Source organism: Bradyrhizobium sp. LA6.8, from assembly GCF_040547935.1.
GTDB classification, from domain to species: Bacteria; Pseudomonadota; Alphaproteobacteria; order Rhizobiales; family Xanthobacteraceae; genus Bradyrhizobium; species Bradyrhizobium barranii.
On the sequence record NZ_JBEPQQ010000010.1, the window covers coordinates 323,064 to 338,626 of the forward strand.

A 15,563-nucleotide genomic window follows, 5' to 3' on the forward strand; every position below is an offset into this window, starting at 1 on the left:
CTACTATAACCCTGGAAACTTGCAGTAGGACGGCTGTGCCGCGGTCGCGCGCAGATGCAGCTTTCCTGGCGGGACTCAATCAAGGGATCTAAGAGCAATCGGGTTACGATGTCCCCATTCATTCCAACCTGAACCCGATTACGCGTCGCGCTGGGTCAGGAAGTTTATGCAAGTGCGCAGCCATTCGAGGTCTGGACCTGCAGGCACACCGGCGAACGCCGAGTTGTGGAATTCGCGCGCTGCAGCCTCTGCAAATTCGGCTGCCGCTCGCTGCGCCCATGGGATGCTCCCGCCGTCCGCGATAATCTGATGTAGCCTCAGCACTTCGCGCGGCAAACGTCGCTCGCGGGGCCGCGCCAGAAAGGTGCTAATCCACGCACGGTCAGTGGGATTCGCCCGACCCAGGGCGTGCGCGAGCAGAAGCGTCCGTTTGCCTTCCCAGAGATCTCCGTCGATCTCCTTGCCGTAACGCCCAATGTCGCCAACCAGGTTAAGAACATCGTCGGTGATCTGGAAAGCCAGTCCAAGCAGATAGCCAAACCGATCAAATCGACCGAGATTCTGGTCCTCGCCGTTGGCAACGAGTGCACCAATCCGCATGGGGTGAATGAAGCTGTACCAGGCCGTTTTCTTGAGCACGAGCCGCAGATAATCGTCTGTCGTAACTGTGAGATCATTGTCTCGTACCCATCCTAGTTCGTTGGCCTGCCCCTCCAAGGTCTCGACGACCATGTGATCGACTTCGTCGAAGATGCGCAGCGCCGTCACCGGGCCGAGCCGCTCGCCGGTCTTGCGGAAAAGGCGCATAGCGAGTGCGTTCATGGAATCGCCGGTGTTCACGGCAATTGGAATCCCGGCGCGACGATGCATTGTCGCAACGCCACGCCGCCAGTCGCTACCGTCTTCAATATCGTCGTGCACGAGAAATGCATTGTGCAGCATTTCCAGGCCGGCGGCGGCAGGAAACGCATCCTCCGCGCGGCCGCCCAGCGCTCTCGCGGTCGCGATGCAGAGGGCAGGACGAAGGCCCTTGCCTGACCGGCCCATGAAATCCGTCACGAGCCCATACAGGTGGCGCTGCGGTTCCCACGTCGGTACACCTTCTGTGAGCATATCGGCCAGCATGTCGCGATACCACACCAGGCGGTCCAGGAAGCCGGCCGGGCCTACGATCTCGCCGGCCAACGGCACAGTGTCCGCGACCTTGATCAACGCATCCTGCAAGGTGGGCACATCAACCAAGCGGCGCGCCATCGTCGCCGGGTCGACCGTATCAAGCGCGCCGACATCATCCGCGGCGGCACTGTGCGGGTCGAGCGTGTCGGCGACGGCATGGGTGAACGGCGATACCTGCTCGAGCAGGGAGCTCGCCTGCTCCAGGAGCGGCGACGCACCGCGTAAGGCGTGGGCAGCTACCTGCGCGAGTGAAGCGTCCCACGGCAGGCCGGCCTGGTATCGCGCAGCATCGTGCAGCCGCCATGGCAGGAGGATTTCAGGTTCGTGCAGCGGCCACAGCTCACAGCGGCTTCCGTCGAATTTCACGGCGTCAAGCAGCCCATTCACTGCGCGCCGAGCCGCCTCATTGGCTGCCTCCATCGTCGCGAGGTCGGTATGCGTGCGAACGTAGTCCGACGCCAGAAAGAGGTTTGGAATGGCGGTGGTCGCCTCGGGACGCAAGGCCCAGGTTTCGACTTGGTTCACCAGAAGCGGCTCGGAATTCCGCAGCCAGCCCGGGCGCGCGGGATCGTTCTCAATGTTTGCGCTGAGGAACCACGAATGCAAATCCTCATCGCGCAGCACTTCATCACCGGCATCATTGACCGAGCGCTTCAGTTGATTCCATGTCTCGCGCACCACTTCTTCACGCGAGCACCGCATAGCTGGGCGTCCGTCCGATCCCGGGGCCGTCCAATCGGAAAGATCGACCGAGAGGATGCCGTGCACATCGCTGTCTCGGAACAGCTCAGACGGCACATCACGCCAGAACTGAAGCTGCGAGATGCTCGTGAGCGCCCATTCGGTGTCGATGTGAATCACGTGCCCGTGCGCCGACGGCACCGCGCGGTGCAGATAGAACTGCACACCATTCATCCACTCCAGGTTCGGAGCCAGCGCGCGCAGGTTGGCGAGCGTCGGGTCGGCTGCCGCCAGGCGGTCGCTCACCAGGGGGGCGATGTCCTCGAGCGGGAGCGCCGCCACGTAGTGGTCGCCATGCACCATGATGCGCTGGCCCTGCTGGAGAGCGACGACGCCGGCGATCCGTCCGTTCTCGTAAAGGATCTCCTCGACCCGCGCGTTCTTGACGTACCGCACCCCTCTCGATTCGAGATACGCAAGCCACGGATCGATCCAGACAAGATTCGTTGGCCCATCGAGCACGCGATCAGTCGATCCCGCGATCGGGTTCAGGATCGTGAGCACCAGCTGCACAAAGATGTCACCGATGGTGCGCGCGCTGGCCTTGCGCGCCTTGGACGCCACCAGCGAGCGCGTAATGCCGGTAGCGAGGAACTTCTGATATGACTCGGACCGCTGCTCGGCGCCGACGAACTCCCACCAGCTCGTGCGTTCGTATTCTGCGAGCCGGCGCTGGGGGCACGACGTGAGTATCTGCCAGACGCGCGCACCGAAGAATGCCAGATCGTCGGGTGTGAGGCCAGTGGAGTGTTCGAACAACAGCAGGATGTCCCGCAACATGGTGCCGGCATCGCGGGGCGAGAGCGGAAAGCCGGCGGGTACGACGAACGGGGGCTCGTCGTATTGCGTGAACTCCAGTCGCGTGGTCGGCACCAGGTGATCCGCAACCTTGCTCCCGTCAAACGACGGTATGCGGCGCATTGTCTCGATTACGTGCTTGTAGAAACCTGGGAAGAATCGAAACCCATGCTCGCCGGGCACCCGATGCTGGATCGACGCCCCAGCGCCATCGGCGACCTGATGTCCGCTGGTGTCCTCGCCCTCGTGGAAGACGGGAATGCTGCGGGCCTTGCCTCCCGCAATATCGCCGCTCTCGAGCACCACGACATCAAAGCCGCGCTCGACCAACTCGTGCGCGGCACTCATGCCGGCGACACCGCCACCCAAGACGATAACCCTAGTAGGCATGCTTCACCGAGCCATGACCACTTAGTCCGACTTTTAGCCAGCTTTGGAGGCGTCACCGAGCGCGCGGGACGCGATACATCAGATCACTCTCGACGATCTCACGAGCACTTTCAAGCATGAGCTTCATTGCACAAAGTTGCCAAACGTACGCCAGCAGCCATCTGTATTTTACCAAGTAGAGAGCTCGAAGCGATCCGTATTAGGAATTGGGCGAGTTTGCCGATTGGCCTTCACGGCATCTCCTTAAGCTTAGCCTTTGCCAGGTCCGCGTAGAGCCCCTCGGGATGATGGTCCAAGAACACGATGAGCGCGGCCTTGCTACCGATCTGCAGCGCGAGCTCAAGGTCGCGCCCTGGATCGGCCTGCGGCTTGGCCTGAGCGGAAGCCGCGGGTTCGGGGTCTCGCACAGGCTGACAGAATTTTCCTGCTTTCAGATCATATGCGAGGGTATCGATGGGCGCTCCGTGTTCGTCAATTAAGTCAATGAACAATAGACCGCTGCTCGGCGCTTCCACAGTTATTCTGAACCCGTCTTTCTGGCGCTTCGGTTCGATTAGCGTGTTGTCGTCGATCCTCCTCACTCTATAGGTTTTCTCAATTTTTCGCCGGGCGGCCTCGTCATCGATCGAAAGGGCAGATTTCAAATCCTCGATGCCTATTGAGATTTGCATTTGCATCTCCTCCTAGTCTTGTACCGAGGCGAGTAGCGATCAAGTGAGCTTAGCCCCGAGACATTTGTCCGTACACGCCGCGATCGCCGGAAATGTCAATCGCTACGGTGCCCCGATTTCAATCAGCCGTACGATCGCTTCGTGTTCCTTGATGCGGAGCGCCATCTTCTCGCACACACGGAAGACGAAATTCGGCTCGGCTGTGACCTGCAGGAACTGGACGCATACGTCTGTGGCGATGACTAGCTCGACTGGCTCGCCGCCAAGTGCCACAACCACGCCGTTCGCAACGGCGGGAGTGACGTTAAGCGTGGACGAGCGGAGCAGCGGACCGCCGCCCAGAAACGGGAGGATGCGATCTTGCGCCAATACAAGAGCCGCCGATGGCGTCTGAGCGACAAGAAACAGCGCCTGGTCAAGCACCACCGCGAACGGTCCGAAGTGGCCCTGCGCTTCCAGGAGGCCAATGGCCTGGGCTATCCCGACCACCAGCCGCGCGTCTCTGGTTTTGAGCGGCACCGCTGCAATGTTCACCTGCGGCGCCAGAGGGAATCCGAGTGGGATTGTCCAAAGTCCACGGCTTGGCTCCCCGCCGGTGATTTCCCAGAGCCTTTGCGGGGGCGCTGGGCCGACATTTATGGGAGGGGCAAACCTATTCTGTCCCGGGAATGCTGGGTCTGGCACCAATCCCCTGAAGACGACGGCGTCCTCAAGACGAGCCAGTACGCTAGCAGCGCGCCGAAACAAGGCCAGCACGCTGGTCATCTCCGGATCGGCCATCTGCGCACCCCGCACGGGCACTCTTACCTGTAACGTCGCCAACTGGATGACACGCCTGTCCTGGATACCTAATATTATCGGCGGCGGAACAGGCGATATTGTCGGCGGCGGAAATGGCGGCGGCGGAGCAGCCCAAGCAGCCCAATTAGGCGGAGCAACCTGGGTGATAACTTCCTGCCTCACGAAGTCGGTATCCCCGGGCAGCGGCCCAAGCAACGGAAGGAACGTCGCCGCGATCCGTACGCGGCTAGCTTCCTCTTGAACGGCTTTGTTGACGCGAGCCCACTGCTCGTCGGTCCAAGGCACTTGCGGATTATCGGTTGTCATCTCAGAGGCCCCCCTAATTAGATACATCGGGAACGAGATGTCGTTTGTGCTTGCGCACCAACGCAAATATCTTGAGCTCAAAACACCGTCCGCGCGCACTCCACGAGTGCGGCTTCGAATGAGTCTTCAGTCTACATGTTTTGCTGCCCCCGCCGTTACGACGTATATGTCGTACGAGGCGCGAAGCGTCTTCATGTCCACCCTGCCAACGCCAATACACTGGGCGCGGTTGAGCCAAGCGAGTTCTTTGTCAGCGGTCGCGTAGGTCGGAGCAAGAACGAACGGCGGCAGTATACCGAAGTCGCCGCGGATGGCACGTGCGTAGCCGTCCGCACCCAGGTCAAGGACGCCATCATACAAGCAGTCGATCCGCGCGCCAGACCGCGTCTGCAGACACTCTGTCACGTTGACTATTCCAACACCGTCCTTGCGGATGCGCAGCCAGTTGACCCCGCCGGGCCGGACGATCCCCTCGAAGCGCGGCCCAACGAAGCGTCCTTCCGTGACGTGCAAGTTGATCCGCAGTCCATCCGGCATAACGCCTATTACCTCCGTACGGATGGCCACCGTGCCGGCCCAGAGGAACGTGGTATCCCAGTCCCAGCGGGGCTCGCCTGCAGGTAGAGCAGCGGTCTCGACCGGTGCCGCTCCGCAGCCCACCTGATACCGGGGACATTCGGCGGACTCCCGTAGGCGCGGAGAGATCGGCTGGCCGGCAAAGCCAAGCACCGGCAGAAACTCCACCGTTCCGCCGGATTGGCCCGGCAGGAGCGCCCGGAATAGCCGGCCGTTCGCACCGTGGACGCGCGGTGCGGATTGCCCGATTGCCTGGCGGACCGGGCCTCCGTTCACCCGGTACTCTACCGTGACGGCGTGACCCGGCCGCACTGGAGAGACCGCTACCGTGACCGATGCCGGGGTTCCCGGAGAAATCACCGCGGGGGGCACGGGCGTATCCGCCTCGCCCCATCGCAGCTCCGAGCCGTCCCGCGCGCGCTGCCTCAAAGGCATGCACGCTGCCGTAGCTCGAGCTTCATCCGTTTGCAGCGTCAGGGAAGGCGCCGGAAGAAACCGGTCACACGCCGGAATAGGTGAGGGCTTTGCCGCAGCTTCCGCGAAAACGCACGGCCGTCTATCGACGAATCCGCGCGACGGGGAATTCACCGGACGCTCCGCGGCGTGAGATCGAGACCCCGGCGCACCCGCCATGCTTCGTCTTCCTCGGCGAGGATTTCGAGTGCGCGCGCAATGAGATCGCCGGGATTGGTCACCATGGGGGGTGTGCAAGCCGCCGCCTGCCGCACCGAGGAGCCTCCCAAGCGCGCAGCGTTTTGGCGTGCTGATTGAAGCGCGTCAAAAGGTTGTCGAAGAAGGCCGCGCTTTTGGGCCGCCCCGGTCTGGACGCCAGCCGCATCGGCAAGTCCCGGTAAACGCGACAGCGGCGACGCCCCCGGAGGAGAGAGCCCCGAGTCTTCGACCGCGCTTTTCGATCCATAGCATTTGCCTTGCATTTGCTCGACCGACTTCGGATCCTGGTTCTGTCTAATAGACTACATTGTATTGCGTGTACAGGACAGGGGCTGCTGCCGGTAGTTGGGCGACCTGCTGGATCTCCCCACGCCGGCGCCAGCCCGCTTGCGACGGCGAAAAACCGCTTGCCAGCGGCGCGATACGCTATCGCAAGGCGGATCTGTAGAACCCGATATCGTCTTGGATCACTGCGTCCAGTCCGACTGGTACGCGAGCAGGATTCGCCAGATCAAGCTTCCGAAACGCGATCTTGTCGCGCCAGACCTTTCGCAAAAAATCCTCAAATACGAGAATTGTCAGTCGTTCACCCGCACATCGTCGGTATCCAAAGCCGAACGGAGCAAAGCCGGCATAGTCACAAACCGGATAGCTTCGTTCGTCCGCAACGACAAATAACGTGCCGAAGCCGCTATTTGTAATACGGGCATTTCGTCCGTCCTTGATCTTGAAACTGGTGATGTCAAAGGGACACCGTGCCAGGCCGATTTGCCGACATTTGTCATCGTTGATCTGCGCGCTGGTCGGGACGCGGAGATATCGTTGCGGATCGAACGTATTCGGATCCGTCCAGTGAACCGGATCCAGGCTGGTGCTGGCATGCGGTGTGGATACATAGCTGTCCCTTTCAAACGGCATGTCGAACTTTTGCTGCGGAGCCTCCCCGCGGACGCTTGATCTCGCATCATGGATGGCGGAGACGCTGCCACCGTTCGGCGAAATCACGCGAAACAATTCCATTACGAATAGCTCAAGTGGCGAGAAAGACGCACCTCCGGCAGTGTCGAAATTTCCGCTCATTGTCTTCTGAAATGATGCTCGCACGGCCTGGTCGCCGCGGTCTTCCGACAGGAGCGACATGACCCGGAAAATCGCATTGCCCCATTGGCTTAGCGCGACGAAATCGTGGAGGCACTCAATGACCATGTCCTTCTTGCTGAAATGACCGCCGTCCTGGGCATTCTTCAGCCAATGCCAAGCCATGGTTCTCTCGGGATTTTTGATTTTGCCCGATTGGATATCGTCGATGCGTTTGCCGATCCACGATTTGAGAAAATCCTGAAGCTCACGAACCTTCATATAGTTTTGGTAGGTAACTGGCAGCAACGGATCCCGATAGGCAAAGACCGTATTGAACGCCTCTCCTATTTCACGAACCTCACGGGGAATATCGCTGCCAACAAGTCCAAGGTGAAGGTCCCAATAGAGGTCGAAATAGTGGTCGAGGTAATGCTGCATGAATGGCCTGTCAGCGAATTTCTGATCTAAGAGCTTGTCAAAAAAAGCTGTAACTTTGGCGCGGTACATCGGCTTATAGAGATCGGGCGTCACCGCCGAAAAATAGATTCGCTTGCGAAGATTATTCTCACCCCGCTTCTCGAGACCTTGCAGGAAAACCATCACGCCCTCCTCAGGGGTCGGTTTCCAGTCACGATAGATGAGACCAAAACGATCACGAGGGAGTGCATTCTCCTTACTGAAATTAAGGTCAATCATTGGCAAAAGGGGCCGCTCCCCTTCGTAAACGTTCGTCAGGAAGAACGGTATGACGACTTTCTCGACGTAGATCGGATCGAAATTGGCAGGAATCGCGGCGCGAAAACGTTCAACCGCGGTGATGATCTGCTCCGGTATCGGTGACTGTGCTGCAGCGCTGGACGCCTCTTGTGCTCGCTCCCCCACCCGCACCACGTACATGTCGAACTGCGCGCGAAGCGCGCTCATGTCCACCTTCCCCACACCGATGCACTGGACGCGGTTGAGCCATTCGAGCCTCGGATCCGCAGTCTCATATGTCGGTGTGACCACGGCGGAGATTTGCTGGTCATACTCACCGCGCAGCGCCCGAGCGTAGCCGTCGGGACCAAAATCGGCGACCCCGCCGTAGGCGCCGTACACGCGAACGCGGTCCCGCGTCTCGAAACACGCCCGGACGTTGACGATCGCAATTCCATCCGGGCGGATATGCATCCAGTCCGCCGCGCCGGGTAACACGACGGCATCGTGACCCGGCCCAACGAAGGTCCCTTCCGTGATGTGCCAATTGACCCGGAGGCCGTCGGACATTGGGCCGACCAATTCTTTGCGGAGCACCACCTTCAATGATCCGAGGAAGCTCGTATTCCAAGCCAAGCGGAATGGGGCAGAGGCGGCCTCTTCGGATGCCCCCCAACGAAGGCGCGAGCCGGCGTTTGCCATTCCCTCGCATGCAGCCGAACTGTCGCGGGCGCAACGCGGGGTCTGATCCGCCAGGCCGGTGATCACCCCCCGCACCTTGGGAAAAAAACCCAGCACTTTGGGCGTGAAGCCCCATGCGAGAAGGGTCCGACCTTCTTCCGAGCTCCGGTCGAAGTGCAAAGATCCTGGCATCACCGGCTGCAGCCGAGGGGCGACATCGCTTCGCCACTGCCAGCAAACGACCGGCCCCTGCCCGATGCGCGCGACCGCCGGGTAGACGCATTCGGCACCGCGCGGAAGCGCCTGCAGCGTGACGCCGGCTGTTTTGGCCGCCTGAGCTACCACTGACTCGTATGCCGTCGGATCCCCGGTAAGCGCCAGGTCTCCCTGGACGACGCCACGTCTGTGCTGGTCTTTGATCGACAAGTGAAGCCGGCGACCGATGCACGCCATATCGATGGTCCCGGGCCGCTTGTCGGTACCCATGCGCTCGCGGCCGACGTCGATCGCAACCTGGGTCGTATCGAGCAGTCGGAACATGTACATCCGCGCTTTGTTCTCATACACCGCTGTTGCGGGATCGAACGATCCATCAAGCATCACAAGCACGCTCGATGCGCCGTTGGAGGCCGCCTTCAGGGACGCCTGGCTTTCGGGAGCGTTGTCCGCCACGGCAGCAACCACTATGAACATGGCGGCATACGGCCGGATCGAGGTGTCGGTGAACTTATTCGACCAGAGCTGTGCGACAGCCGCGTGCCTGCCGTCCGCGTACTTCAAGGTTATCGGCCTGTAGCCACTGCCGGCCAATGCGGCATTCACGAGAGGTACATTGGAGCACTCGCCGTAGAGGTGCACCATTTGACCGTTATAATACTGAAGCTCATTCGGCACGACTGCGCCGCTGGCGGTCGTATAGGTCTTGCCCGTGATGATGTACTTGTCGAAGAGTGGTTCGTACCGCTCATTATCGACATCGGACGGTGGCGGCACGAACGCGTCCAAAGTCAACTTGCTCTTCGCTTCTCGGGACAGTTGCTGCTCGAAGGTGCGAAGGACTTCTTGAACGTCCTCTTTGCTATGAGGAATCTGCAAGAGTCGAATGACATCCGAATTTCCGAGCTCGCCGGCTGCGGCGAGCCGAGTGGCCTCGCGGATCATTCCGCTGCTACGAATCGCTGTGCCCACGCTGGTCTCCCTTGAATAGAATGAACCGCGCCAGGAGCCGCGCCGCTTTGTCCGTTCGAACCATTATTCCTGAGCGCGAATGTCGGAATTTATAATATCCTGCTGGTCCTTGCGAATGCCACACTTATCCACCTCCTGGAAGTGATCCGACTTGAGGTATGTGTTGGGCCTCAAGGAGGACTACAAACGGCAAAAACGCTACATGCCCGAAGAGATCGTCGCGAAGCCTGCGGTAGGTCGAATGTCCTGGTCTCGCAGGGCAAAACATGTCCAGGCGATCGGCCAGATCGGCGTGGGCCCTTTCGTCGGCGAGGAATTTCTGGAGGTGTAAACAGCACGCCGCCAGCGCCAACAGAAAGCCTAGCCCGCAAGTCCGCGCGGGCGGTGGCTTGCATTAGCGGCACATGAGGTCGCGGCCGCGCGCGAAGTATCGAACAACTGCCGATCGAGGGTCATTGCATCGGTCAGGGACCCCAATGGTGTGCTCGAAAAGTTGCTGTTGCCGCTCGATGCCCAGCGAAGAACGGTGGCCGGAAAGCCGCCATTTTGCGTTTGAGAAGTTCTTCGCGTGAAGGGTTCGGAAGTTGTGCCTGCCGTAAATCACATCCGGCCATATTGATGGTGCAGTCCGCCCAAGATCGGGCGGCAGACGACATTCCCGGCCCACTCAACGCCGCGAGGGACTGGGGCATCCTTGTTCAATGACAAATGAGTGCGCGTGCCGTTGGAGCTTGCTCGCTACGCAATCGTCAGGTGGATCGATCAGACGGGTCGCAGCGATGTGCTCGTTTTTGGCCCGGCTGGGAATGGGACGGTGCGAGGGACGGAAATCGGCGATCTGTTCGAAGAGAATCCGTATCGCGGGTTGCGGCGCGTCATCGACATTTCCGGCGATGGGTCGAACAACGACGGAGCCCCCCGTAACCGGCGCGCGCGACGCTGCCCTGGAGAAAGGCATCATCATCAACGGCCTCCCGATCATGATGAAGGAGCCATCCCTCTCGACGACCGATATCGAGAACCTCGATCTCTATTACGAGGACTGCGTGATCGGAGGGCCGGGCGCCTTCATCATGACGATCAAAGATCGCGAAAAATTCCAGGCAGCGATCCGGACCAAGCTTATTCGCGAAGTTGCGGGCCTCACGCCAGAGAGCGGGATCGTCCCAGCCGCCGAGAAAGAGCCCCGGGTGCCCTGTCTGATCGGCGAAAAAAAATCGCAGGAGCGCGGCCGGCGGTGAGTGTCGAGACGATCATTCAGAGCCGCCGGGCGAACAAACTTTAGACAGCAGTTTATCATGGTCGCAGCCCCACGCGTCGGGACATTGGAGCTGCTAACGTCCGTTCGTGGCCTACACCGACGAAATCCCGCGCTCGTCCCAATGGCGGCTGTTAAGGGGCGACCGGAAATGGCTAACATATGGCCAAAACAACGCGACTGGCGAGTAGGCTTTGGAAACTGTGCCCCAGCAGGCCGTAGTCAGCATATATTTGGGCACAAGGAGGTGCGAAATGGCGACAGCAGCTACCCAAGTCGTTCTTGATACGCCGGCGCCCGTGTTCCAGCTTCCGGCCACCGACGGCAAGATTTACGCACTGGACGACGTTGCGGGCGAAAAAGGCACGGTCGTCGTCTTCATCTGCAACCATTGTCCCTATGTCAAAGCGGTGATCGACCGCATGGTTTCGGACGCCCGCGTGCTGATGTCGGAGAGCATAGGCTTTGCGGCGGTTTGCTCGAACGATGCGGCGAACTATCCCGAAGACTCATTTGAGAATATGAAGCGTTTCGCGAAGGCTCATGATTTCCCGTTTCCATATCTCCACGACGAGACCCAGACAGTCGCTCGGGCGTATGGGGCGGTCTGTACGCCGGACTTCTTCGGTTACAATGCCGACCGCAAGCTCAAGTATCGCGGCCGGCTCGACGAAGGGCGTGCAACTCCGCCTCGCGCGGGGGCGCCCCGAGAGCTTGTCGAGGCCATGCGCGCGATTGTGACCACCGGTCTTGCGCCGGCTGACCAAAAGGCGTCTATTGGCTGCTCGATCAAATGGAAGGACGAATGAAGCCGATCCCTGTCAACAGGTTTCGTATCTGAGACCGCCGCGTGCGGCAGCATTTGCTGCACATGTGCGATTTGACTAGCGGCATCACGAGGACCCTGCGGCTGCTGCCGGAGTCGCGTTCGCCCCTTCTCCTTCAGGTCTGCTTCCGGGGCAACACGAGGCTTCGGCTCCTGCAATCCGACCCGTCAGTGCTGCGTCGCTTTTGCGACACCGATCGACTCCTGTCGAGCGCTTGGACCAGATTTGCTCACCCTGAGTTCTTCCGGTGTTGGCCCGTTTGGGGCACGCCAACCGGCCCGGAAACTGTCCGCTTGTCGAGGGGAAGACGGGAAGTGGCTCGCCCGCGGTCAAAATGGCGTGTTGACTCCAACCGGTCGTTGCGCACCCCAAGACAGGAACTGTGGTATCCTCCGTCAAATGCGATGGGACGGTTCAACGAAAGCGGCTGCCCCCTCTAGTGGCACTTGCTGCGCGTCCTCGTGTCCTCGCCGGGCTCCGGGACAGCACAAAATGGCCTGGCATCCCCACCTCTTAGGCGCCTGCTCGGCCCGCGCCGACGAGGTGATCGAATGAGCGCGCTAGGCAAGCTGGTGCGATCCTGCCGGCGGAAGACCGGTCCGAGTAAGGGGTAACGCTCTCCCGGGTTCGAGGAGGACCAGCGTCGTGAAGCGGGACTTCGACCTCATCGTCTATGGCGCGACGGGTTACACCGGCCGTCTCGTCGCCGAATATCTGACGACGTCCTATCGCGGCGACGATGCTCCGTCCTGGGCGATCGCGGGACGCTCGACCGACAAGCTCCAGAAAGTGCGTGCCGACATCGGCGCACCAGACGATTTGACTTTGGTGAAAGCGGATGCCGGCGAACCGGCCAGCCTACGTTCGATGTGCGAGCGTGCGGCCGTGATTATCACGACGGTCGGGCCTTATCAGCTTTACGGCCCCGAGCTTGTGGCGGCCTGCGCGGCCACCGGCACTGGCTATGTCGATCTGTGCGGCGAACCGGCGTGGATGCGGCGCATGATCGACGCCTATCACGAAGAGGCGAAACGGACCGGCGCGCGCATCGTCTTCTCCTGCGGCTTCGATTCCATCCCGTTCGATCTCGGCGTGCTCACGTTGCAGGAGAAGGCGCGCGAGAAATTCGGACGCCCGGCGCGGCGGGTTAAAGCCCGCCTGCGCAAGGTGAAAGGTGGCATGTCGGGCGGCACCGCAGCGAGCGCCCAGGCGACGTTGGCGGCCGCGGCGCGCGACCCGGCCCTGATCCGGCTGCTGACCGATCCCTTCGCGCTGACACCCGGGTTCACCGGGCCGTCTCAGCCGTCGGGCCTTATCCCCGAATACGACCCGAGCATGAACGTGTGGCTCGTGCCGTTTCCCATGGCGCCGGTCAACACCAAGAACGTACACCGCACGAATTTCCTGTTGGGTCATCCCTACGGCACGGACTTCGTTTACGACGAGATGATGGTCGCGCCCGGATTTGGGGAAATCGGTCGCGTGACGACGGAGACCTTCGCCACCATATTTTCCCTGCTCGGGACCGGCGGTCTCAAACCCGGTGCAGGCCCGACTCGGGAAGAGCGCGCGAAGGGCTTCTACGACATCCTCTTCCTGGGCGAGCTGCCGGATGGCCGACGGGTCGAGGCGGTCGTCACGGGCGACCGCGATCCGGGCTACGGCTCGACCAGCAAGATGATCGCCGAGAGCGCTCTCTGCCTCGTGCGCGACGTGCAGGGCGAGGGCGGCACCTGGACGCCGGGCGCGCTGATGGGTCCGGCGTTCCGCAAGCGTCTAAAGGAGCGCGCCGGCCTCACCTTCAACGCGCGTTGAGGTAACGCTCAGAACTGCAGCGGCGTGCTGGACTACGTGGATCGTAACCAACGAAAAGCGCGGATTGGCGTGCGCGGCCTCAAATCCGGTTCAATGGCCGCTTTCGGCCCGTTTGAGACATTCCCCCTGGCTCTGAGAATGTCCGATTATCGAGACAGCGACGAGCTCCATCGCAAGGTTGCACGATGAAGAAGGTAATCAACTCAGCACTGTCGCGCCGCCACTTTTTGCGGCTCACGTCAGTGGCCGCGGCATCAGCTCTGACTCCAACGGTGTTGTGGGCCGAGCAGCAACAAGCAGCGGATTCGGCCACATCCCAGGCCGTGCCCGCACGCATCGCCACGTTCGAGGAGGTATGGCGGACCGTGCGAGATCGCTTTTACGATCCGCACCTAGACGGGCTCGATTGGTCGGCCGTCCGGGAACGTTACTTGCCGGACGCCACGCGGGCGAGTTCCGAAGAGGCGCTGGCCGGCGTCATTAATAGCATGCTCTCTGAGCTGCATGCTTCGCACACCCGCTACTACACACCGTACGAACCAGAGTACTACCAGCTTTCTGATATCTTTGCTGGTGCGTTAAGGCGGCGCGGACTGGAACGTGTTTTTCCGAATGGCCGTATCTCCTATCCCGGCATTGGCATCCTCTCGCGTCTCGACACGCAGGGTCGCAACATGATCACCGGTGTTATAGAAGGCACGCCAGCCCAACAAGCCGGCCTGCTCGCTGGCGATGCGATCGTCTTCGCCGATGATGCACCGTTTGAGCCGGTACAGTCATTCCGTGGCAAGGTCGGCAACGAAGTTGTGCTGGGGCTGCGTCGTGCCGGCGCGTTTATGCAAATATCGGTTACTCCGGTCGAAATTGAGCCCAACAAGATGTTCTTGGACGGCTTGAAGGCCAGCGCCCGTATAATACCGGCCAACGGCCGAAGCATCGGCTATGTTCATGTCTGGTGCTACGCCGGCTCCGTGTATCAGCGGACGCTCGAGCATCTTCTATCGCAGAGTCCCCTGAACGGCGCCGACGCACTGATCTGGGACTTGCGCGATGGCTGGGGCGGCGCGATCCCCGGATATCTTGATTTGTTCAACACGCGAGCGCCGACGATACAGGTCACTGATCGCAATGGCGCCAGCGAACTCGAGAACGTGAAGTGGCGCAAGCCTGTCGCCATGCTTGTCAACGGTGGCACCCGCAGCGGCAAGGAAATCCTTGCCTATGGCTTCAAGAAATATCGGCTTGGCGAGGTCATCGGTAGCCGGACCGAGGGAGCTGTCCTCGCTGCGACGGCATTTCTCATTGATGGCGGCTTGCTGTTGCTCGCGGTCGGGGACGTGGAGGTCGACGGCGAGCGGCTGGAAGGCGTTGGCGTCGCACCCACGATCGAGGTCCAAGCCGAGCCGGGCTCCATGGGTCTAGATGATCCTCAACTCAATCGTGCAATCGCAGTCCTATCCGTGGCCTGATCCTCGGGAGGCAGCTAAGAGATCCATTCCTGACTAGGTCCGGTTTGCGCGCCAAAAGCTGCCCTCCCTGCCAAGTCGCAGTTTGACCCAGAACGGTCGTTAGGCACGCAGTTCATTCGATCGCCTTCTGCGTGCGCAGACCACCGTCAAAGCCGGGCCGAGCATCACCGTCTTGTCGAGGAACCTTGCCGCCGGATCTGTGTTGTCGATCGCAACGCGCGACGCCAATGGCCAGGACCGCGTGAGCTCGGCTAGCGCAGCGTACTTTTGAAGACGAGAACACAAACAAAAACGCCGCCTCCGTTTCCGGAAGCGGCGTTTTTTATTCGAACATCGAAAGAGGAAGATTTCTTGTCCTTGGCAGGCCTGGCAGCGACCTACTCTCCCAGGGCTTAAGCCATAGTACCATTGGCGCTGA

The 15,563-nt window shown here is 60.8% G+C and carries 9 protein-coding genes and 1 pseudogene; 5 read left to right on the forward strand and 5 right to left on the reverse strand.

Annotated elements, in window-relative coordinates; all coding sequences use genetic code 11:
• Nucleotides 1-138: 138 nt before the first annotated feature.
• The 5 genes from ABIA90_RS37640 to ABIA90_RS37660 all read right to left on the reverse strand — a co-directional run bounded on the left by ABIA90_RS37640 (nucleotide 139) and on the right by ABIA90_RS37660 (nucleotide 9,776).
• The gene (locus ABIA90_RS37640) at nucleotides 139-3,105 is read right to left on the reverse strand and encodes an FAD-dependent oxidoreductase (RefSeq protein WP_354121128.1); all 2,967 of its coding nucleotides are present in this window, start codon (nucleotides 3,103-3,105) and stop codon (nucleotides 139-141) included.
• Nucleotides 3,106-3,335: 230 nt separating this feature from the next.
• Nucleotides 3,336-3,776, reverse strand: coding sequence for a hypothetical protein (locus ABIA90_RS37645; RefSeq protein WP_354121129.1), 441 nt, complete (start codon nucleotides 3,774-3,776; stop codon nucleotides 3,336-3,338).
• Nucleotides 3,777-3,878: 102 nt separating this feature from the next.
• Nucleotides 3,879-4,310, reverse strand: a complete 432-nt coding sequence (locus tag ABIA90_RS37650; RefSeq protein WP_354121130.1) for an encapsulin — start codon at nucleotides 4,308-4,310, stop codon at nucleotides 3,879-3,881.
• Between the two features lie 699 nt (nucleotides 4,311-5,009).
• Complete coding sequence (locus tag ABIA90_RS37655) at nucleotides 5,010-5,627, reverse strand: DUF3237 domain-containing protein (RefSeq protein WP_354121131.1); 618 nt, start codon at nucleotides 5,625-5,627, stop codon at nucleotides 5,010-5,012.
• Nucleotides 5,628-6,557: 930 nt separating this feature from the next.
• Complete coding sequence (locus ABIA90_RS37660; RefSeq protein WP_354121132.1) at nucleotides 6,558-9,776, reverse strand: DUF3237 family protein; 3,219 nt, start codon at nucleotides 9,774-9,776, stop codon at nucleotides 6,558-6,560.
• Nucleotides 9,777-9,939: 163 nt separating this feature from the next.
• On the opposite strand from ABIA90_RS37660, the gene ABIA90_RS37665 reads away from it, so the two are divergent.
• From ABIA90_RS37665 to ABIA90_RS37685, 5 genes and pseudogenes are all read left to right on the forward strand, one after another.
• The gene (locus tag ABIA90_RS37665; protein ID WP_161495859.1) at nucleotides 9,940-10,107 is read left to right on the forward strand and encodes a hypothetical protein; all 168 of its coding nucleotides are present in this window, start codon (nucleotides 9,940-9,942) and stop codon (nucleotides 10,105-10,107) included.
• A gap of 507 nt (nucleotides 10,108-10,614) precedes the next feature.
• A pseudogene (locus ABIA90_RS37670) lies at nucleotides 10,615-11,017 on the forward strand (DUF1194 domain-containing protein); the annotation flags it as partial.
• Between the two features lie 271 nt (nucleotides 11,018-11,288).
• Nucleotides 11,289-11,843: a thioredoxin family protein gene (locus tag ABIA90_RS37675; protein WP_354121133.1), complete on the forward strand. Its 555-nt coding sequence runs from the start codon at nucleotides 11,289-11,291 to the stop codon at nucleotides 11,841-11,843.
• Nucleotides 11,844-12,506: 663 nt separating this feature from the next.
• Nucleotides 12,507-13,676, forward strand: coding sequence for a saccharopine dehydrogenase family protein (locus ABIA90_RS37680; RefSeq protein WP_354121134.1), 1,170 nt, complete (start codon nucleotides 12,507-12,509; stop codon nucleotides 13,674-13,676).
• 185 nt (nucleotides 13,677-13,861) lie between these two features.
• Nucleotides 13,862-15,145, forward strand: a complete 1,284-nt coding sequence (locus ABIA90_RS37685) for a S41 family peptidase (protein ID WP_354121135.1) — start codon at nucleotides 13,862-13,864, stop codon at nucleotides 15,143-15,145.
• Nucleotides 15,146-15,563: the final 418 nt, after the last annotated feature.